General features: G+C 45.5%; 14 protein-coding genes. 11 read left to right on the forward strand and 3 right to left on the reverse strand.

The genetic code is table 11. The features are described from left to right. The first annotated feature begins 3 nt into the window (after window positions 1-3). The 5 genes from ABN764_RS09700 to ABN764_RS09720 all read left to right on the forward strand — a co-directional run bounded on the left by ABN764_RS09700 (window position 4) and on the right by ABN764_RS09720 (window position 9,646). Entirely contained in the window at window positions 4-3,141 is a 3,138-nt protein-coding gene (locus tag ABN764_RS09700) for a type I restriction endonuclease subunit R (protein ID WP_446671740.1), read from the forward strand. A gap of 72 nt (window positions 3,142-3,213) precedes the next feature. Beyond that, complete coding sequence (locus tag ABN764_RS09705; RefSeq protein ID WP_446671741.1) at window positions 3,214-5,460, forward strand: homing endonuclease associated repeat-containing protein; 2,247 nt, start codon at window positions 3,214-3,216, stop codon at window positions 5,458-5,460. 112 nt (window positions 5,461-5,572) lie between these two features. Further along, the gene (locus tag ABN764_RS09710) at window positions 5,573-6,487 is read left to right on the forward strand and encodes a DUF5655 domain-containing protein (RefSeq protein ID WP_446671742.1); all 915 of its coding nucleotides are present in this window, start codon (window positions 5,573-5,575) and stop codon (window positions 6,485-6,487) included. Between the two features lie 394 nt (window positions 6,488-6,881). Next, on the forward strand, window positions 6,882-8,873 hold the full coding sequence (locus ABN764_RS09715; protein WP_446671743.1) for a methyl-accepting chemotaxis protein: 1,992 nt from the start codon (window positions 6,882-6,884) through the stop codon (window positions 8,871-8,873). Between the two features lie 236 nt (window positions 8,874-9,109). After that, window positions 9,110-9,646, forward strand: coding sequence for a tubby C-terminal domain-like protein (locus ABN764_RS09720; protein WP_446671963.1), 537 nt, complete (start codon window positions 9,110-9,112; stop codon window positions 9,644-9,646). Window positions 9,647-9,724: 78 nt separating this feature from the next. Here the strand turns inward: ABN764_RS09720 and ABN764_RS09725 are convergent, their stop codons facing one another. Next, complete coding sequence (locus ABN764_RS09725) at window positions 9,725-10,531, reverse strand: WYL domain-containing protein (protein ID WP_446671744.1); 807 nt, start codon at window positions 10,529-10,531, stop codon at window positions 9,725-9,727. Continuing rightward, window positions 10,518-11,828, reverse strand: coding sequence for a helix-turn-helix transcriptional regulator (locus ABN764_RS09730; RefSeq protein ID WP_446671745.1), 1,311 nt, complete (start codon window positions 11,826-11,828; stop codon window positions 10,518-10,520). Before ABN764_RS09730 ends, ABN764_RS09725 begins: the two co-directional genes overlap by 14 nt. 306 nt (window positions 11,829-12,134) lie before the next feature. Here ABN764_RS09730 and ABN764_RS09735 point away from each other — a divergent pair, with 306 nt between their 5' ends. The 4 genes from ABN764_RS09735 (at window position 12,135) to ABN764_RS09750 (ending at window position 18,728) form a co-directional block, all read left to right on the forward strand. After that, window positions 12,135-12,932 carry a nucleotidyltransferase domain-containing protein gene (locus tag ABN764_RS09735; RefSeq protein ID WP_446671746.1) on the forward strand — a complete coding sequence of 266 codons (798 nt, stop codon included), beginning with the start codon at window positions 12,135-12,137 and terminating at the stop codon, window positions 12,930-12,932. Then, a complete protein-coding gene (locus tag ABN764_RS09740) occupies window positions 12,932-14,224 on the forward strand; it encodes a class I SAM-dependent methyltransferase (RefSeq protein ID WP_446671747.1) in 1,293 nt (430 codons plus the stop codon). Before ABN764_RS09735 ends, ABN764_RS09740 begins: the two co-directional genes overlap by 1 nt. Then, window positions 14,208-16,787 carry a metallophosphoesterase gene (locus tag ABN764_RS09745; protein ID WP_446671964.1) on the forward strand — a complete coding sequence of 860 codons (2,580 nt, stop codon included), beginning with the start codon at window positions 14,208-14,210 and terminating at the stop codon, window positions 16,785-16,787. Before ABN764_RS09740 ends, ABN764_RS09745 begins: the two co-directional genes overlap by 17 nt. Window positions 16,788-17,006: 219 nt before the next feature. Then, entirely contained in the window at window positions 17,007-18,728 is a 1,722-nt protein-coding gene (locus tag ABN764_RS09750) for a fibronectin type III domain-containing protein (RefSeq protein ID WP_446671748.1), read from the forward strand. Between the two features lie 87 nt (window positions 18,729-18,815). On the opposite strand, the gene ABN764_RS09755 is transcribed toward ABN764_RS09750, so the two are convergent. Further along, window positions 18,816-19,628 carry an alpha/beta fold hydrolase gene (locus ABN764_RS09755; RefSeq protein ID WP_446671749.1) on the reverse strand — a complete coding sequence of 271 codons (813 nt, stop codon included), beginning with the start codon at window positions 19,626-19,628 and terminating at the stop codon, window positions 18,816-18,818. Window positions 19,629-19,774: 146 nt separating this feature from the next. Between ABN764_RS09755 and ABN764_RS09760 the strand changes: the two genes are divergently transcribed. Both ABN764_RS09760 and ABN764_RS09765 read left to right on the forward strand, forming a co-directional pair. After that, the gene (locus ABN764_RS09760; protein WP_446671750.1) at window positions 19,775-20,161 is read left to right on the forward strand and encodes a winged helix-turn-helix transcriptional regulator; all 387 of its coding nucleotides are present in this window, start codon (window positions 19,775-19,777) and stop codon (window positions 20,159-20,161) included. Window positions 20,162-20,206: 45 nt separating this feature from the next. Then, the gene (locus ABN764_RS09765; RefSeq protein WP_446671751.1) at window positions 20,207-21,067 is read left to right on the forward strand and encodes a stalk domain-containing protein; all 861 of its coding nucleotides are present in this window, start codon (window positions 20,207-20,209) and stop codon (window positions 21,065-21,067) included. The last annotated feature ends 153 nt before the right edge of the window (window positions 21,068-21,220 follow it).

Raw genomic sequence — 21,220 nt, forward strand, 5'->3', positions numbered from 1 at the left:
GACATGGCGCTATATACCGTTTCCTATGCAGAGAGCGATCTCGAGCAAGCCGCACTAGAATGGTTTGAAGAACTGAACTACGACAAGGCCTATGGTCCGGATATTTCCCCTGAAGGGGAATATCCGGAACGACAGTACTATCAGGATGTTATCTTGGAAGATCGGCTTCGCGATGCACTTATACGCATTAACAAGCATGTACCGCGAGAAGCCATAGAGGAAGCGGTGCGGATCATTATGATTCCGCGCAGCCCAAGTCTATTAATTAACAATAAAGCATTTCAGAAAATGATCACCGATGGCATTGACGTGCAATATCGCAATGCCGATGGGGATTACCCAACAGTGAAAGTCTGGATCTTCGATACTCATCCAGATCGAGTTCATAATAATGACTTTCTTGTTGTCAATCAGTTTACGGTCATTGAGCATCAGACTGATAAACGGCCAGACATCGTGGTATTCGTCAACGGATTGCCGCTTGCTGTTATCGAGCTGAAGAGCGCCTCCAATGAAGAAGTCGGGATTAGCGACGCCTACAATCAAGTACAGACTTACAAGCATGCGATTCCGTCGCTATTTACCTATAACTCTTTTATGATTATTAGCGATGGAGTGAATGCGAGAGTCGGGACGCTGACAGCAGATGAGGATCGGTTCATGATGTGGCGGACGATCGACGGTGAGGATGTTGCCGCCTCCTCCATCCCGCAGCTTGAAGTATTGATTAAGGGGATGTTCGAGAAGCAGCGTCTGCTCGATATTATCAAGCACTTCGTCTTGTTCCAGACAGATGGGGAGCATATTTACAAGATTGTAGCGGGATACCACCAGTATCATGCTACTAATAAGGCAATCGCGAGCACAGAGCGAGCGACGCTGCAAGCAGGGGATCGCAAGATCGGGGTCATCTGGCATACACAGGGCTCAGGCAAGAGCTTGTCGATGGTGTTCTATGCGGGCAAGCTTGTGCTTACCTTGGATAATCCTACAATCGTTGTCGTGACGGATCGTAACGACCTAGATGATCAACTCTTTACTACGTTCAGCAAGTCGAAGGATCTGCTTAGGCAGACACCGCAGCAGGCGAATGATCGGACACATCTGCGGGAATTGTTATCGGTAGAGTCTGGGGGCATTATTTTTACGACCGTACATAAATTCACTCCAGAGGAAGGCGAAGCGGCTTATCCTGTCTTGACCGATCGACGGAATGTCATCGTTATCGCGGATGAAGCGCATCGTAGCCAATATGGATTCCATGCCGAAATGGTAGGCAAAGACGAGGAAGCGGCTGTTAAGTATGGGTATGCGAAATATATGCGCGATGCGCTGCCAAATGCATCTTATATTGGATATACGGGAACCCCGATTGAATTAGCGGATAAAAATACGCCAGCCGTATTTGGCGATTATATCGATGTTTATGACATGACGCGTGCAGTCGAAGATGGGACAACGGTTAAAATTTATTATGAAAGCCGTATTGCTCGCTTGGAGTTGTCCGATGACGAGCGTCCGCGGATTGATGATGACTACGAGGATATTACTGAATATCAAGAATTCAGCCAGCAGGAGAAGCTAAAGTCAAAGTGGGCGCGACTGGAAGCATTAGCGGGCGCAGAGAAACGTGTCAACAAGGTAGCACAAGATATCGTTAATCACTACGAGCAACGGCAGGGAGCGATGGCAGGTAAAGCGATGATCGCTGTCATGTCCCGGCGGATTGCGATTGATCTGTATAAGGCCATTATTGCGCTTTGTCCGGAATGGCATAGTGATGATGATAATGAAGGCAAGATTAAGATCGTCATGACAGGCAGCTCCAGTGATCCGGAGGATTGGCAGCCGTACATCGGGAACAAGCGCCGCCGAGAGCACCTCGCGAAACGGATGAAGGACTTGAACGACCCTCTCCAGATTGTCATCGTCCGCGATATGTGGCTGACTGGCTTCGATGTTCCGAGTATGAACACGATGTACATCGACAAGCCGATGAAGGGGCACAATCTGATGCAGGCCATTGCTCGTGTCAACCGGGTATTCCGCAATAAGCCGGGTGGACTTATCGTCGATTATATCGGTATCGCGGATAATTTGAAATTGGCATTGCAGCAATATACCGAGAATGATCGCAAGACAGCAGGCATTGATACAGATCAGGCCGTCGATTATATGGTAGAGAGAATGCAGTTAATCCGTGAGCTATTATATGGTCACAACTATACGAAGTTTGCATCGGAGAAAGCTTCGGAACGGATGCAGGCTATTGTGGAGACCGTAGACTACGTTCTTGGTCTAGGCAAAGAAGGCAAGCGTAATTTCCTGAATTGGACAGTTGAGGTGGCGCAATCTTATGCGCTCTGTGCGACGACGGAAGCGGCAGAACAATTAAATGTAGAAATCAGCTTCTATAAGGCAGTCAAGTCTGGAATCGTGAAGTTGATTACACCTGAGAACAAAAGGAAGACTACTAGCGAATTGGATGCCCAGTTAAATCAGTTAATCTCGAAGTCAGTGATTTCGGATGAAGTCGTAGATATATTGGAAGCGGTAGGCCTACAAAAGCCGAATATCGCGATATTATCCAATGAGTTTTTGGAGCATGTAAAAGGTTTAAAACAGAAGAACCTGGCAGTTGAGCTTTTACGACGTTTGCTCCAAGGTAAGGTGAAAGCTGTCTCCCGTACCAGTATCGTTCAGTCCCGTAAATTCTCTGAAATGCTGGATGAAGCGATTCGGAAATATAACAATCGTACGATCGAGACGACGCAGGTAATCGAAGAGTTGATCCGGATGGCGAAAGAAATGAATGCAGCCGTCAAGCGTGGTGAAGATCTTGGTCTGATTAAGGAAGAGCTTGCCTTCTATGATGCACTTGCTTCCAACGAATCCGCGAAGCAGATGATGGGTGATCTTGTATTGAAGCAGATTGCGCATGAGCTGACACAAGCGATTAAGAGCAATATTAAGGTGGACTGGACATTGCGTGAGAATGTTCGGGCTCAGATGAGAGTGATCGTAAAACGATTACTGAAGAAATACGGTTATCCGCCGGATCTGGAACAAATGGCGATTGATCTCGTCATCGAGCAAGCGGAAGTAATGGGGAAGTCTGAGCTAGAAGAATTCCACTATTAAGAATGGATATTTTAAATATGAAAATATGATCATTTAATAAAATTGTTAAGAGAGGAGGATACATGACTTCCTATGTCATCACTATTTGCATTTTTGGGTGAGGTGAGCGAGGAGCTCCATGCAGTAGCTGTACAAGCAGAGGCGGATGTGTGGAGCAATCCGCGCGCGACTCTTACCCAGGGCAGATTATTTAGCGAGGAAATGGCGACGACGGTGTCCAAGCAGGAGAAAGTTGAACCTGTTTATTTTATAAAACCTAGCGAACGTGTGCAATTGTTAGCTCGCAAAGATATCATTTCGGATGAAATGAAAGAGAGCTTCGATTGGTTGCGCAGGAATGGAAATATAGCTGCTCATGATGTGAAGCCCGTGCCTCCGGATCTGGCCTTAACCGCCCATCGACATTTATTCACGTTAGCTTTATGGTATGTGGAATCTTATGGGCCGTTAGAGATTGAACTTCCGACTTATATTATGCCTAACATGCCTTCGAGTCCTGCAAATGCACAGGTAGTACCAAGGCTTGAAGTGAGCGAGCAGCTGGAGCAGTTATTGAGTGCACAGTTGGAAGCGAAAATCTTGCCCACGATAACGGAGCAGTTCAAGCATCTACATGCGACGATTAGTCAAGTGGCGGGGATGAATGCTCCTGTTTCTACAGAAGCATCGTCACCTAAGGTAGAAGCTACGAACATGTTAGCCTCCGTAGAGACGTCGCTGCAGGAAATGAATGTTGTTGTTGAGAGAGTGGAAGCATCTACCCCTTCGGAGCTGATGTCAGAGCAACCGACACACAAAGAAGGAAGAGAAAAGGTAGAAGTAGGCGACTACCTCTCTGATCAAGGACTGAACGTGGTGGATAAACGGCCTAATGGAGGAGCACTGTGGATAGTCGGCGGCTGGGAGTTGAAGGAAGCGTTGTTCTCTCTGAAGCCGCAGGGGATCTTATTCAAGTATGCCAAGAACGGAAGTCAGTCCACGAAGCGCAAGCCTGCCTGGTTCATGATGGGGAAGGAACCGAGCCAATTACGCTGGGTCAACATCCCGGATGAAGAGGGAAGTAAGGAAGAAATAGCCGTTACGGAAGAGCCGGTTGCTGATACCGTTACTCCTTCGATGGGGGCTGTTGCAGTAGAGTACACAGAATGTGAAGGGGCTAATAGTCGGGAACAACATTCGGTTATGACAGCGGTAGAGGTCGGAACGCAAGCACAAGTTGCAGATCAAATTGTGGGGAATCGAGAAGATTTATCAGATTTGCAGTCTGGGAATAAGCGAAGTGTGCGGGTTTCATCTAAAGTACAGTCCGATGAACAGTTGAAGTTACAAAACGTAGCTGCGTTTCAAGAGGAAACTGCTCATATAGTAGAAGCTCAAGTTCAGTCTGCTCAAGACGGAGAGGTCGCGGACGAAGAGAGAGGGGAAATACGTAAGTCTTTTCTCAACAAGGAACTGATTTTCCCAGCGTCAATGATTGATATGGGACTTGATGATCTGCCAATTAACGGTTGTGCGAGCCTGATTCAATTCCTGAAAGAGGATTGCAACGTAACGGCGATTCATGAGCTTCCGGAGGACCTTTCGAATTTGACGGACAAGATTAGTGGTGTCGGACCGAAAACCATAGATCGCTTTGTAAAGCAATTGGAGGATGCGATTGTAGAAGAGAAACGCTTCATCGGTTCAGGCAAGCGCAAGGAACAAGCTGTAGGCGCCTACCGTGAACTCAAGAAGAGGTTAGGACGTCGACCGACTTATATGGAGCTTCATCAGCTTGGAAAGGCAGATAGTCAGGAGTATCGGCAGCTATTCGATTCCTACTATACGTTCTTGCTGCAAGCGGGCGAGCTTACCAGGGAAGAAGCGGGCACGGCAAAGAGATATACAGACTGGCTAAAAGAAGTAGAAAGCACCATTATTCGCAAGAGCTATAAGATGGTACTGTTGCTTGCGATGTTGGAGCGAGGTGCGAACGATTGGATGAAGCCGATTACGGCTGAAGAAGCTGCTCCATTGTTTTATAACTATTATATGAGTGACGCAGACCGCAAACAGATTGACTTCTCGGATAATGAAACGCAAAAGCTATGGGATGCTCCGGTGGAACGCACTGCCCAGCTTATTGCTCGCATGCCGATGACCCACTGGGCGAAGGGCAATAAGCTAATTCGTTTGTCAGATGGAGCTTTCGAGATACGTGTATCCGCGAAGGAAACAGATCGGGAACGATTGTATGCGTGGACAAGAGAAATTTGCGAGTACCGATTGCACTGGTATTTTGAGCGAAAAGCTGCTGTATCAACTATAGATTCAGAGTAGAAATAATCATTGTAGGAACAAGGCGGACTTCATTAAGAGAAGTTCGCTCTTTCTTTTATAAGAGAACCGCAATAAGGTGAAGTTACTAGGCTGGAAAGGAAGCGGATGATCGATGGGAGATATAAAATTATTTCGACTTGTAAGTAATGGAGTAGAAGAACTAAGCGGATATACAGTAACAGTAGAAAAATCCTTGCAAACATTGATGGAAAGAAACTTGGAGGCGTTATTGGGCATTCGATTCCTGGCTTCGGAATATTCTACCGGCAAGAAACACCGGGGAAGAATCGACACACTTGGCATTGATGAGAATAACTCGCCAGTTATTATTGAGTACAAGCGGTCTACGAATGAAAATGTAATTAACCAAGGTTTGTATTATCTGGATTGGCTGATGGATCATCAGGCGGACTTTATGGTACTGGTCATGAACCGTTTGGGTCATGAAGTAGCCCAATCCATTGATTGGAGTGCTCCAAGACTTCTATGCGTGGCTGGCGGATTTACGAAGTACGATGAGCATGCCGTACAACAGATTAATCGAAATATTGAATTATATACATATAAGCGTTATGGAGACGAGTTGCTGCTGCTGGATTTAGTAAATGCAACAACTGCACTTACGGAGAATGATCACGATAAATCATCAAGCACGAAGTCGTCTACTTCATATAAAACGGTATCCGATTACCTCGATCAAGCAAGCGAGGAGATGACAGACCGCTTTGAAGCGATGCGAGCTTTCATGATGGCGCTTGGCGATGATGTACAGATGAACACGTTAAAAAATTATTTTGCGTTTAAGCGAATTAAAAATTTTGCTTGTGTAGAAATTCATCCGCAGACGAAATGTATTTCCGTCTATGTAAAGGTAAATCCAGATTCAATACAATTGGAGCCTTCCTTCACTAGAGACGTACGCCAAATTGGTCACTACGGTACTGGCGATTTAGAGATTACGATCATGAATGACGATCAGTTGGAGCGGGCGAAGGAGCTTATTCAGCGAAGTTATGAATTGAGTTAGGTTATAGGGAAATCCGTTAGATTTAGAATCGTTCTTTTATTTCGAATATTACAGATTCAAGTGAAAACTCATAATTCAAATGAAAAGAACCGAAATATTAATATATACAGGAAAAATAACGGATTTCTCGATAGTATTGGAGCCGGGAGATCAACGTCATCCGAGAATGCTCCAACGTTAGAGAAAGAAGGCTGTCCCTTTCTAATAAACACGCCGGTAATTTCTCAATAATTTTGTATAATTCCGCATAATCATTCGGAATTATATCACTTTATACATATTAAACATGTGCTAAAATTTCCACGTTAAAGACGTTATAACGTCTAATCTGGGGTTTTCATTCAGATCCCAGTATGAGTTTTGTAACGTTTACAATTCATAGGGGGTCGACATCATGTTTAAAAAGTTACAGAACAAGCTTATGTTAATTTTTGCAGTATTGCTGGTTTCCTCCTTGGTCATTCTGCAATTGACAACTAACTTGCAGATGACGAACAGCTTTAAAGAAGAGCTGGACGAGTTAGGAAGCGAAGAAGCGGAGGCTTTATTGCAGGTTACGGATTTGCGTCTACATAATTATGCAAATGATATTTTGCATTTTAGTGAAAATCCAGAAATCAAAGACATTGTAAAAAATAGAGACAAGCTAACTCCTAACATGATTCAAGTGATGAAATCTTATACAAAAATCAACCCTGAAATATCTGCTATTTATATGGGGAATTCATCGAAGCAGATGTTTGATCCCGAGGCTAATGTATACAAAGAGGATTATGATCCTCATATTCGTCCGTGGTATAAATTGGCTAACGACGACAAGGATAAAGTGAAATTCACCCCTCCGTACAAGGATAGTGTCAGTCAGAAAATGAAAATAGCGATTTCTAAGGCCATTGTGGAAAACAACAAGGTCCTCGGGGTTATTTCACTTGATGTGAACCTGGAACAATTGACAAAGCAAATCAGTGAAACGAATGTAGGATATAATGGGTTTGGATTTATTTTGGATGCAGAAGGAAACTCGGTAGTGCTGCCGGATTCAGAAGATGCAGCCGGGAAAAATCAACGGGAAAGACCTTATGTTGACAAAATTTACACTACAAATGAAAATGCAGGGAAGGTTAACTACACGGATAAAGGCGAAGCAGAAATTCTGTACTATAAGACGTCCGGTCTTACAGGGTGGAAAATCGGTGCTGTCTATCAAGAAGACGAACTGTTAAAGCTCACGAACCATATTAAATACATGAACATCATCATAACCTTGTGCGCCATCGTCGTTTCAAATGTTATTGTCTACTTTGTCGCCCGCTTCTTTACGAAGCCGATCGTTCAATTGACGAAGCAGGTGCAGCTCATGGCTGATGGAGACTTGACAGTGGAAGGGAAGGTAAGTTCGAAGGATGAGATTGGCCAATTAACAGGCCACTTTAATCATATGGTTCAAAGTGTGAGGGAGGTCTTGTCCCGAGTGATCGTCTCCTCCGAACATCTCTCGGAGTCGGCGGAAAATCTGAGCGCCGTATCGGAAGAAACAAAAGCGGCAAGCGAAGAAATTGCCCACGCCATGTCGGATGTCGCGCAAGGCTCGGCCGAAAGCGCAACAAATCTGGATCATATGCAGGAGGTCACAGGCAAGCTCGACTCGCAGTTTAGATCGGTGGAAGATACGATGTCCTCCATGCAGGCGAAGTCAAACCAGACGCAGCAGGCAAGCATCGATGGAAGAGAAACGTTGGCTGTGCTGCAAGCTCGTTCCGATGAGTCGTTCCGTGAAATTCAATCGATTGAACAAGTATTGAACTTGCTCGTGACCAAAATCAACGACATTCAGGCTGTGGCCGAAATGATCAAAGCGATTTCAGCTCAAACCAATCTGCTTGCTTTAAATGCGTCGATCGAAGCGGCAAGAGCAGGAGAGGCTGGCAAGGGATTTTCGGTCGTCGCCACCGAAGTGCGTAAACTTGCAGAACAATCTGCTAGTTCAACAGAGCAAATTAGCAGCACCATTCAAGGTATTATAGAAGAGGCTGCGAATGCCACTCGGGCGATGAGCCGGACCAAGGAAATCACCTCGGAACAAAATGAGGCCGTGCAGTCGACAGAGATTGCATTTACAAGCATTCAAAGTTTGATGCAGCAAGTGATCGAGGCGATTAAGGAAATGTCGGACAAAATACAGACGGCGTCCGAGCTGAAAGAAAACGTGGTTCAGTCCATCGTAAATCTGTCCGCGATCTCGGAGGAATCCGCAGCCGCTGCGGAAGAAGTCAGCGCTTCGACGCAGGATCAGTTGAAAGCAATCGATACAGTTGCACAATCGGCGGAATCTTTAAGCCAGTCCAGCAGCGAATTGGAATTTCTAGTGAAGAAATTCAAAATATAAGCTATCATTGTGATGTTACGCGGCGGTATGCTGGGATCTTCTATGAACCCAGCATACCGCCGTTTTTATTTGATCAGTCTTAAGCATAAAGTTGGTTGAAAGGGTATGGTTGGAAAAACACGAGATAGAATGGTTGGCTTCGTATTGACAAGGTCATTCATACTGGGGGATAGTAAATAAAAGGAATTATTTTCTTGGTGTTGAATGTTGATTATTACCTTCAAAGTGGTGATCCAATGCCCCGTTATCAATATGTATCCCCTATCTATCGCAAAAGCAGAAAAAAATTCGCGTTAACAGATGCGAACGGGAATCGAGTGGGGGATATTCAAAGACACTATAACAGTACGCTCCATTATGTTGTTGATAATGTTTTTAGCGATTATTTAGTCAATGTTGAAGTCTTTAATAACGAAGGGAGGTCAATGAGCAAGGCTATTGAAATTTGGTCGCTCAAGACAATGACTAGGTCGGAATGGAACGTGGATTCTACAAACTTCGGAAGATTTGCGCTGAAAGATCGAACGAAGATTAAAACAAATCCCTGTATGGAGTTCGTTATAAATAATACAGTTTACTTGTTAAAAAAGGACTTCATGGATCGAACCACTAAGTTAACATGCTCATCTGAATCTGACAGAGACATAGCTTTGATTACTTACAATAAGGTTATACCTCCTCGGACGATTACGATCGAGCTTTTAGACGATGAAGTGGACGTTTATACTTTGGCGTGTATCTACTATTTATTTTCGTTGAGAGATTATACGTGACTACCCTGATAGCTTATTTGTGAAAACGAAAAACCTCTGGTATAGGCTTGGCAAGCCCAAGCCCACACCATCGGAGTTCTATACCCTGCTTTCCTCATATCTTTCCAGTGCCATGGCGGCCGTCTCGCGCATGCGCTTCTGCAGGTATGCGTTATCCTGCACACGGACGCGCTTGCCGAGAAAGCGTATCTTGGACAAGAGGAACTCATGCTCATTCCACGGCAGTCGGATTCGAATCTGGTAGCTGCGCTGTTCCTCATCGTACATCACCTCCGTCTCGAAGCAGGAGAAGGCATACAAGATGCGCGACAGCTCGCGGTTATATTCACGGATGACCTCAATCACAACCTCAGATTTGCGACGATCGCGCAAGCGGGCAAGCTTCGCTAGAATGTACTCCGCTTCCGCAGGCGGGAGCGATTCTGCCGTCAATGATGTAATATTGCGCAGCTTGGTGTTCATGAGACCACGGTGCTGACGATGGTACCAGAGCAGGTACCATTCTCGCTTAATAATGGAATACTCTAATTTATATGGAAAGCCCTCATGCTCCTCGTTGATACGACCGCCCTTGATTGCGTAGCTGATGCGTATTCCTGTTCCGGAAGAGATGTACCTCCGGAGCGGCTTTAGCATCGGATGATAGACATGCTTTTCCTTGCTCTTGGCCTTCTCAATAAGATTATGGGAGGTATCCATGAGCATCTCTGAGGACAGGATTCCATTTAATTTGGTTATCGTATCTTCGGAAAAGGCATCGTTCGCTGCTGGATGCGCAAGCATCGTCTTCAACCATGCCCGTTCATGGGAGGTAACCACAAATGTACCCGCATCTTCGAGACGGGATAGAATTTGATAGCCAAAGATTTTCTCAAATGGGTTCATAGTAAGCAGCAATCTCCTTCCATTCCTCTATCAGCTCGCGGCGTAGATGTCTGGGCTCAAGCACTTCGCAGCTCGATCCGAAGCTGCGCAGCCAAGGCTTAATCTCCGTAATTCCATTTACCGTAATTTCGTATAGGAAGGATTGATCATCCTCCTCAACAATTTCCCCCCACTGCCCTTGCAGCAGTACCCGCTGCTTAATGAAGTCCGGTTCTCCTGGGCGAGGACTAAAGAAGCGGGCACGCACCTTCACGGGCCGTCCGGTATCGATAAGCCAGCTGTACTGAAGCTTCTCCATGAGCGCCGCTGTCTTCATCTGAAATACGTCCTCGGATACATCCTCCACTTCTTCAATGTGGGTCATGCCCTCCATGCGGAACTTGCGGACACCCTCTCTATCGCTGCTCAGCATATACCATCTTCCATATTGATGGTCATATACGATCTTTAAGGGCAGAGCCTTATGCCAAGTTCCTTCGCCATCCCTCTCGAAGCGCGGATTCGTCTGCTGCGCGGCATAGCTCTTCTCTGCCTTGGGCGTGAAGTATTGGAATTGCACTCTGCATCGCTTGTTGATCGCGCCTAATAAGGTAAACAGATGGGCCTCATCCAATATGCGAAAATGATAGTGATATTTATATAAAAAGGTGTCGGTAAGATATTGCCCCTCATGATCGAGCAGCAATTGCTTCTTCAAGCTGTCCCGCAGCAAATAGCCATGGACAGAAGGCACCTGCGTGTTCGCCATTACATCCACGAAATCGTATAAATCAAGCAGCTCCTCATCCGATAGTTGCTGTATGAGCTCATCGTTCAAGCGGTAGCGATATGGACGGGATACATTCGCTTTGCGTATGACGCCAACCGATTCTAGATATTTCAGGTCGCTTCGAATTGTCTTCTCATCGGGCAGCGACAGCTCTTCCGGCGTTCTTCCGCAGCATTCATCCATAAGCTCCATAGCAGTCATAGATTGCTCCTGCAGCGCCTCTAAAATAATCGATATCCGAACCGATTCAGACTCCTTCAGCGACTTGGCTCGAAACAAGAACAATAGGGCAGGATCGGATGAATCGTCATTACGTTGATGAACAGATTCTGCCAGTTCCATTTCTGAGGCATGCTTAGATTGTACCTCTGAGGCAGCGGCAACTTCTTTCAAGCGTCGAGCCGTTTTGTCCAATGTATGTACGGAAATGCCCAGCCGATCTGCAAGCTGCTGTCTATTGAACGCCCCTCTCATCAGCATGAGCGTGCGCAAATACTGAATCTCCTTATCGAAACTCTCCTTAGCCATGTCGAATCTCCTTCCTTCTCCCAAGTAACCCATGCTGTTCTCTTTTATTGTATCAGGTAAACATTTGCGGGAGCACGAAATAATCTCGGTAGGTCGTAATACTTTCGCCATGTTCGCAAAACCGGAAATAAGAGATGATGAATGCACAAAGCAATGCGCATCGGTTCGACGTTAGGGAATGGCCAAAATGCTGGAACGCCTGAGTACCATGCGTTGAAGGATGGAAATCATCAATCGAAGCAGTGAGTACAACGAAACGAGCAGCTTGCAAAAGGATAGCTTTGATAGGGAAGGAGTCAAACTTATATGGAAAATATACGGCAGCAAATTATAGATGCGTTACGAAATATCGAGACAGAAGAACAGGTACGAATAGTATATGCTTGCGAATCAGGCAGCAGGGCTTGGGGATTTCCATCGAGGGATAGTGATTATGATGTTCGATTCATCTATGTAAGGCCTGTGGACAGCTATCTATCCTTATTCGAAAAACGAGACGTGATTGAGCGGCCGATCAGCAATATGCTGGACATCAACGGGTGGGATATGAAGAAAGTATTGTCCTTATTCCGCAAGTCGAATCCGCCTTTGCTTGAATGGCTGCAATCTCCGATTGTATATGCAGAAGAATCGGAAGTGGTGGAGCAGATACGTGCTCTATCCTCCGATACCTTTTCGCCAAGAGCCTGTATGTATCACTATTTGCACATGGCCACAGGAAACTACAGAGAGTATTTGCAGAGGGAGTCCGTGAAGATCAAAAAGTACTTTTACGTGCTGCGCCCGCTGCTGGCCTGCCAGTGGATTGAGCGTTATCACGAGATGCCACCTATTGAATTCCTGGTGCTGGTAGATCGGCTTGTGCCGGCGAACAGTGAACTTCATGCCGTTATTCAACAATTGCTTGCGCGCAAGATTGCGGGAGAAGAGTTGAATATGGAGCCGAGAATCGAAGTCATCAATGCCTTTATCGAACAATCCATCGGGTACTATGAACGGATTGCCGCACAGCAGCCTGTTGCAGCAGGCGGATATGATGCAAGGCTTGATGAATTATTCCGCAGGTCGATTACAACCGCAGATGTAAGGAGAGAAGAAGCATAATGGCAATCGTGCAATTATCGTCAACGCATCCACAGTTTTCATTTCTCATTCGGAAAAACCCGCATAACGGAATGATCTTGAGACAGATTCGCAAGGGGATGGCATACGGCTGGTACAGCGATGCAGCGAAGTATAACGTATATTTCAAGGATGCGGACAATGAGGTTTCCTATAAGCAGCATAAGGATGAGGTTTTTGAGTATTTGAATGTATCCCGCTATAATACGCCGATTTTCCCGCTGCATGCGATTGGCGAATTTTTCTCGGCACCCTTCAAGGCGCAGAGCGAAGAGGATGTCGCGGGTTATGAGCATTCCTTTACCATCAACATGATTCATGTGGATCGCATGCAGTACATTCATTTTTTTCAAAAACATGTAACGGCATATACCTTCGACCTCCATCACCGGACGGATAAGAGCTACTCTATTAAGATAACGACACAGCGAAGCCTGCATGAACTGCTTCATGTCGTGAGTGTGCTGTGCTTATTCTTGTCTATGTTCGGCAATGAGAGTCTTGATATTTCAGACAGTATGATCGTGAAATATGTGAAGAGCATGAACATTATCGATGCCCCGTACTATATTCGCAGCCTGTTCGCACGTATTTTCTTGTCCTCGAAGCAGGATTTCCGCAAACATAAGGTGGAACTTGAACGTACAGTTCGATATGCGATCCAGTTCGAATACGGCGGAACAGCGATGCAGCGCAGAAATTTCATTGCAGGCATACTGCCTTTCAACAAATCGATTCTCGATGTTGGCTGCGGCGAGGGATTCTATGCAATCCCTTATGCTTCGAAAGTAGAAAGCAGCAGCTACTATGCAATAGATATTAATGAAGATCTGCTTGCGGTCGTGCAGCGAAAGGCCGAGTCCAAAGAACGAGATAACATTATAACCTATCCGTCACTTGAGCACTTCATGGAGCATTACAACGGGGAGCAAGTCGATGTGATGTTGACAGAAGTGATTGAGCATATGAGTAAGGATGAAGCGAAACATCTGATCCAGTCGATTTGCACGAATATTGATTTTGAACATTTCGTCATTACGACGCCGAATGCGAACTTTAACGTTTTCTACGAACTGACAGCGTTCCGGCACCTCGACCACCGCTGGGAAATGGGAAGCGAGGAATTCGCAGTCTGGTTTGCAGAAGCAATGACCGCTTATGGAGCGGCATACACATACGAGTTCGTAGCGATCGGGGATCGCGTGAATGGCATACCGACAACGCAAGGCGTCGTTATCAGGAAGGGAGGGGAAGAATGTGGAGCTTGTCACTAACGTTCATACGATCTATATGATGATTGGGCCGACGGAGTGCGGCAAGACGACGTTTGCCAAGGAAGTGCTGATGCCGCAGTTAAGGGGAGATGCATCAGGGGCCATGCAAATGAATGTGCAATATTTGTCCTCGGACAGCATGCGGCAAGAAATACTCGGTCACGACTATGATAAATATGATCAGGTTATGCTGGAGGCCAGCGCTCAGGCTTTTCATCTGCTATATACGAAGCTGGATATGGTCACTTCTTTTCCGGTGAATGCGGAGTTCGTGATCCTGGATACGACCGGACTAGCCGAGGATTTCAGGGCCAAGGTTCGAGAGATTGCTGACCGCAATCACTACCACGTAGAGGTCATCCTCTTCGACTATCGCAAGCGCGAGGACTATTATGCCTCGGAGCGTTCGAAGAGATTGATTACGAACCATATGAATCGGTTGAAAAAGGATGTGCTTAGCTCTCTTGCGCGGGAAGGGTATGCCAATATCCATCGGGTGCGCAGCAAGGACTTTTACTGGCTTGAACAGGGGGATGCTAATCCGGAATACCGCGTCATTGTTCACAATCGAAGCGAATATGCGGCTACATTCCTGCCGAATGAACGCAATTATACGATTGTGGGCGATGTGCATGAATGTATTCATGACCTGCAAGGGCTGCTGCGCAGCTGCGGCTACCGAATCGAGGACGGCAAGCTCAGCGCCACGGAGCGGGTGCAGGATACGGACATTATTTTGGTAGGGGATTGGATTGATAAAGGCAAGGCGACTAAAGAAACCATCGACTTTTTATATAACAATCGGGAGCACTTCCGGTTCGTGCTCGGCAACCATGAGAACTTCGTATACAAGTACTTGCAGGGAGAGGTTAGTGGTGTCGACCAGGAGCTGGTACGCACGTATTTTGATTCGATTCAGGTGTTAATGGGGGATCGAGAACTGTTGGATAAATTTAATCACTTGGTTTATCTATCTCAGCCGTTCTATCAATTTCGTTCGCCTCATGCGCCATCGTTCTATGTGACCCACGCACCTTGCAGGAACAAGTATATTGGGAAGCTGGATGGGAAGGCCGTTCGTCGTCAGCGTAATTTCCGCATTGATCGGGATGCGCCGCTTGAAGAACAGCTGCGCTTTATTCAAGAAGAAGCGGTTAGCAATCAGCCTTATCATATATTCGGCCATGTGGCGGCCAAGACGGCCTTCCGTATCAAGAACAAAATTCACGTAGACACGGGCAGTGTGCATGGCAATCGATTGACCGCTGTAAGTATCTCTTACAAGCCATTCTTCAAATCGCATCCTGCTAAGCAAGCGATTATGGAAGAAGAGCTTCCGACACTATTTGAAGTTCAGCGGAAGGTATCCCTGCAGGAGCTAAATGATGAAGAAGTACGGAGGCTGCACTACTGTACGCGGAATCAAATTAATTTCATATCTGGAACGATGTCGCCTTCGGATAAAGATGTAGATGATGAGCTGGAATCGTTGAAGCGGGGATTGGATTACTTTGCAGAACATCAAGTAGAGAAGGTAGTGCTGCAGCCGAAATATATGGGATCGAGATGCAATATTTATCTGTATCGTGACGTTGAGCAGTGCTATGCGGTGAGTCGAAATGGATATAGAGTCAAGCAAGTGGATCTAACAGACGTATACGAGCAACTGCTTCACAGACTCCGGGCTTTTATGGAAGAGAACCAGATCGCGATGCTTCTGTTGGACGGTGAATTGCTGCCTTGGAGAGCGATGGGGGAAGGGCTGATCGAACGGCAGTTCAAGCCGATTGCGGCAGCGCTGGAGAGCGAGCTTGAATTTTTACAGCAGCAAGGTTTTGAAGCTGCATGGGGGAAGCTTGCGGAGACGTATCAGAGTACGGAATTTGAAAAAGACCAGTATCATATGTCGAAGGCGGTGCTTAGTGAAAAGTACGGCAGTCATATCTATCAGAGCTATAAGTATGTTCACGATGCGCTCAAGACGCATGTCCTGCTGAGCGAGCATGAGGAAGCATACAAGACCTATCAGAAGCAACTGGAACTGTACGCGGAGGACGGGGAGTTGGAATATAAACCGTTTGGCCTGCTTAAAGTGATTGATGAGTCGGGAGAGGAACGTATTCCAACGGAGAATACATCTGTGCTCTTTAGCTTCTTGTCCGATGATGAATACGTAATCGTGGATCTAACACACCCTGATTATGTTGAGCAAGCAGAGCGCTATTTCTCTAAGCTGACAACGGAGAAACATATGGAGGGCGTAGTCATGAAACCAGAGTGTACGGTAAACAATGCCGTACCTTATATGAAGGTCAGAAATGCAGATTATTTGTCTCTTGTTTATGGCTATGATTATCAATTTCCGCATAAGTACGATAAGCTGATCAAGCAGAAAAACGTGCGCCAGAAGCTGAAGACATCGCTCAATGAGTATCGTCTGGGACAGCGAATGCTGGCTGTAAGGCTTGATGAGATAACACCTCAGCATGCGGAGTATAAGGAACTGGTTGCAAACCTATTATTCGAAGTAGGCAGAGAGAAGGAGCTTGATCCAAGACTGTAAGTCGCATATTTAATTAGGTGATCGCCGTTCAGTCTCATTGGAGGAACTGGACGGTTTGCCTATTTGCCAGTTTAGTTTGGTACATAAAAATAAATTAAATTAAATGTGTATACTTACATTATTTTCAATTTTATGTTTAGACATAAATGAAATTTGATGATAATTTAACCTCTAGAGCAGCTCGAAAAGTAAAGAATATTTTCTAGGGGGAACTAAAAAGTGAAAAAATTAGGTCTATCTTTTATGATGCTTATGCTTATGTTGGGCATGATTGCAATGAGTCCGGCGAATGCTGCATCAAGCCCGTATAAGGGCGGATTATTGGACGATGTACCTATTCAAATCGGTAAGACTGTTGGAGAAGCTTCAGGAAGCACAAAAAATATGACAGATGATAATACCTCAACAGTTGAATATTTTAGAACAGAGAGCAGGAGCATTGCTTGGTATACTTTTACCACGCCACAAGAAATTTCGGCCGTTATCGTCCACGGCGACAAAAATATTACTATGGAATTTTACGATTCCCGCAAAAAATTATTACTTACATATCACGCTGTAAACACTAATGGAATTCAGTCTCTTCCACCAATCAATGATAAAGTATCCACTGTCGTAGTGAAACCGGAAAAAGGCAGCTTTATAAGGGAATTGAATGTATTTACTAAGCCTTCTGCCGCACCTTCATCTACAACGATCACTTGGAGTCAGGGCGGTGATAAAATTGTATATTTAGAGTGGGCTTCTACAGGAGCAAAGACATACACTGTGAAACGTTCCACTTCTTCAAGTGGCCTCTTTGAGGTAATTGCTTCTAATGTTACGGATACTTTTTATACAGATAAATTGGTTAACAACGGAACTACCTATTATTATGCCGTGTCATCTGTGAACGAGGCAGGGGAAAGCGCAAATTCCATGACCAACGATAAAAGTAGCGTAACGCCGAATGCAACGAAGTATACGGGCGGATTGTTGGACAGAGTCCGCATCAATGTTGGCGATGAAGTAACTAAACCAGAAAAGACGTTTCGTGAGTTTACGGATAATAACCCTTCTTCTGGACAGTACATCTCTAATGGACAGATAGCATGGTACTCCTTTGCTTCACCGGTAGAAGTTTCGGCTGTTATTTTAAATGCAAATGATCTAGGAACCATGGAATTTTATGGTGTAGATAATGATTTGTTGTATTCGTATAAACCTTTAGTAAATGATAAAGTAGAAACACTTCCTGAAAAATTTAGAAATGTTAAAACAGTAGTGTTGAAGTACTCGTCTGGTACGCGAATTAAGGAATGGAATATATTTGGAGAATCAACAGAACAACCAAATCCTGCTGCCATTCAATTAACTGCAACAGGAGGTAATAAAAAAGTATCATTACATTGGAATAACACTAAGAGTGCAGACAGTTATAACATCAAGCGGAGCAATGTTGCAGGGGGCTCATATAAGACAATTGCAACTGTTACAGGGAGCACTTATGACTACATCGATTCACTAGTGACCAACGGCACTAAATACTATTATGTAGTAACCGCTGTAAGTCCACAAGGTGGTGAGATTGGGCAGTCCAATGAAGCATCTGCTACTCCGAACTCAGATGAAGTTACACCACCAGGGACTGACGAAGATCAGTATGGAAATCGCGCTCTATTAAATATTGTATTAAATAACGGGATTTCAAAAGAATTCGATCTTTCCATGAAGGAAGTAAATGCATTTATTGCATGGTATGAAGGTCGAGCTTCTGGAAATGGCTCCGTGATGTTTGCGTTTGACAAGCATAATAATAATAAAGGGCCATTCAAGAACCGTAGGGAATATGTATTCTTTGATAAAATCATTACCTTCGAAGTGAATGGATATGATGCGGATGGTGGCTCTACTAGTAATAGTGGAGATGAGAACCACTCTAATCCGGGAGAAGAATATTAATCATACTCAAAACAGAGATGACTTCTGAATTTACTCAGAAGTCATCTTTTTTCATTCCATTATCGTTTTTGTTCGAAGTGGGTTGTATTAATGCACAATACCGTCAAGCACTGATCTAAGCCGCTCATCTACTTGAGTGAGGAAGAGCAGAAGTTCTTCTAGCAAGGCGACGCCATTCTCGGTAACGATCAAATGTCCAGAAGCAATTTCACGGTACTGTGAACCAGAGATCAGGGCCGCAAGCTCCTTCGTCTGCTCGACAGGCACCATGCGGTCATGGGTCAATCCAATAATGAGAGTTGGAGCGGTAATGCTGCCTAGGAGCGGACGCAGATTGATGCGGGTATCAAGTTCAATGTGATGGTTCATCTCCGGCGCAAGATTTTGAGCGAGATCATCTGCCATCGCCAGCAGCTCATGAATAGAATACCGATTCAAATAATCGGAGCTATAGCCGGTATGCATTAGGAATTGGGCGAATGCGGTACGATCGGACTTGAGCAGCTTGTGCCATAAATCGAATTGGAAATGTACCGACACGTCTGACTCTACCCATCCTGCAACCAGCGTAAGCGACTGTACACGCCTTGGGTATTTGGCTGCCAGAGCTGCGGCAATCTCTGCTCCTAGCGAGTAGCCAATGACATGAAATTGCTCGAATCCTTCCTGGGAAACGACGGCAAGATGCTGCTCGACCACATCGTCCAGCTCCAGGCGTGAGTTTGTTCCCAACTGACCGTAGTTGGGTGACATGACGGTGAAGTGGGAGGACAGGGTATGACTTAATTCTTCCCACAATTGATGGGTTGCTCCTGTCCCATGGATGAGCAATAAGCCTGATCCGCTGCCTTCAACGGAATATAACACCTCTACAGAATCCTTCTTCACAATTTTATCCATTGTATCCACCACCATATGATATATTGAGGCTGTCGACTGATCATTTTGATTGGTGCTTATCTTTTCGATGCTAATCATAATTGATGAACATAATTAATGTAAGTACGCACTTTTTGGTGAAATACTTACCGTAAGGAGAGTATGAGATGACAAGTCCGTCTATGTATGAAATCAATGGGAAGCGGTACCAGTGTGCAATCGAGTTGGCAGTCTCTATCATTTCGGGGCGCTGGAAGCCGACTATTATTTGTAAACTGTTTGCAGGCAAGCATCGTTATGGGGAACTGAAGAAAGGGATTGTAGGCATTAATCATAAAATGCTCGCAGAACAGCTTAAGGAGTTAGAGGCTGCGGGAATCATTCTCCGTCATGCCTATCCTGTAGTTCCGCCTAAGGTAGAGTATGAATTAACTGAGCTTGGGATGAAATTAAAGCCGATTATCGATCAATTGCAAGAGTGGGGAGAGCTATTCCAGCTGGCCAATCCGCGAGAGGTGATCCCAGCAGAGAATAACATGGTAACTGACCTTTAACCATGCCATGTGGCGATCGGGCTGGTTCTTAAAAAGGACGGCACGGTGTGGAGCTGGCCGCTTCAATTTCCGGCGGGAAGCACCCCAGCTCCTTCGCAAGTTGATGGTTTGGCTGCGATCCGATCCATCTATTCAAATAGAGAAGCGAATCTGGCAATCGACGCTGCATCTCGCCTATGGTTTTGGGGTGGTACGTGGACGGGGGTGTCCGACGTAACGACGGTTCATGACAATCCGAAGCCGATTCAATTGAAGAATATCTCTGATGTGAAAGAAGCGTATGTTGTGGAACGTTCAATCATTGCGCTCACGAATGGCGGAAACGTATATCAAGCGTCTATTGAAACCGAATCGATGTCAAGCGGCGCCAAGTTTGAACTTATTGCTTCGAATATCAGCTCGGTAAAGGCTGGCTGGAGACATATCATCATGCAGAAGGTAGACGGCTCTCTATGGGGCTGGGGCGTTAATCAGGATGCGGATTTGGGATACGGGGACTATGAGTTCATGCATGAGCAGGCCGTTCCGGTACACCGTGCGGTATCGCTTGTGTTGAACGGAGAGACTGTTAAGATGAACAACGGCGTTGTTATTCGCAACGGTCAAGCTTTCGTGCCGATTCGTTCGATATTCGAGAAGCTGGGTGCCACGATCAAGTTTGATATACTAAGCAAGGTTGTCACGGTCAGCCGCTCCAATGCGGGTACTGGCAGCGCGGAATTGGCTATCGTTGTCAACTATAAGTCGGGGACAATGACGCTGAACGGCAAGGAAGTTCAGTTGGACAACAAGCCTTTTGCGATTAAAGGAACCTCTTATTTGCCGCTTCGCTTCATTAGCGAGAAGCTGGGAGCGAAGGCAGAATGGGTGCAAAAGGAAGATAAAATTTCGATTACGATGAAATAGGGAGTATGAATAGAGTCTTGCTCCGGTTATGACAAATACCGGGCAAGGCTCTTTTTTATAACTTGTGTTCAGAAGAGAATAGTTAAATTAGGGCTGCAGGAAATCAAAGAGGTTTGTCCCCCGCAGCGTGAACACTGTGTTATGCGTAGTTAC

This window comes from Paenibacillus wuxiensis (assembly GCF_040195695.1).
In the GTDB taxonomy this organism is placed as follows: domain Bacteria; phylum Bacillota; class Bacilli; order Paenibacillales; family Paenibacillaceae; genus Paenibacillus_B; species Paenibacillus_B suaedae.

Excerpts from the sequence above, each read along its gene's own strand:
- ABN764_RS09700 (WP_446671740.1), top strand. The coding sequence starts at position 4 with ATGGCGCTATATACCGTTTCCTATGCAGAGAGCGATCTCGAGCAAGCC.
- ABN764_RS09705 (WP_446671741.1), top strand. The coding sequence starts at position 3,214 with ATGTCATCACTATTTGCATTTTTGGGTGAGGTGAGCGAGGAGCTCCAT.
- ABN764_RS09710 (WP_446671742.1), top strand. The coding sequence starts at position 5,573 with ATGGGAGATATAAAATTATTTCGACTTGTAAGTAATGGAGTAGAAGAA.
- ABN764_RS09715 (WP_446671743.1), top strand. The coding sequence starts at position 6,882 with ATGTTTAAAAAGTTACAGAACAAGCTTATGTTAATTTTTGCAGTATTG.
- ABN764_RS09720 (WP_446671963.1), top strand. The coding sequence starts at position 9,110 with ATGCCCCGTTATCAATATGTATCCCCTATCTATCGCAAAAGCAGAAAA.
- ABN764_RS09725 (WP_446671744.1), bottom strand. The coding sequence starts at position 10,531 with ATGAACCCATTTGAGAAAATCTTTGGCTATCAAATTCTATCCCGTCTC.
- ABN764_RS09730 (WP_446671745.1), bottom strand. The coding sequence starts at position 11,828 with ATGGCTAAGGAGAGTTTCGATAAGGAGATTCAGTATTTGCGCACGCTC.
- ABN764_RS09735 (WP_446671746.1), top strand. The coding sequence starts at position 12,135 with ATGGAAAATATACGGCAGCAAATTATAGATGCGTTACGAAATATCGAG.
- ABN764_RS09740 (WP_446671747.1), top strand. The coding sequence starts at position 12,932 with ATGGCAATCGTGCAATTATCGTCAACGCATCCACAGTTTTCATTTCTC.
- ABN764_RS09755 (WP_446671749.1), bottom strand. The coding sequence starts at position 19,628 with ATGGATAAAATTGTGAAGAAGGATTCTGTAGAGGTGTTATATTCCGTT.
- ABN764_RS09760 (WP_446671750.1), top strand. The coding sequence starts at position 19,775 with ATGACAAGTCCGTCTATGTATGAAATCAATGGGAAGCGGTACCAGTGT.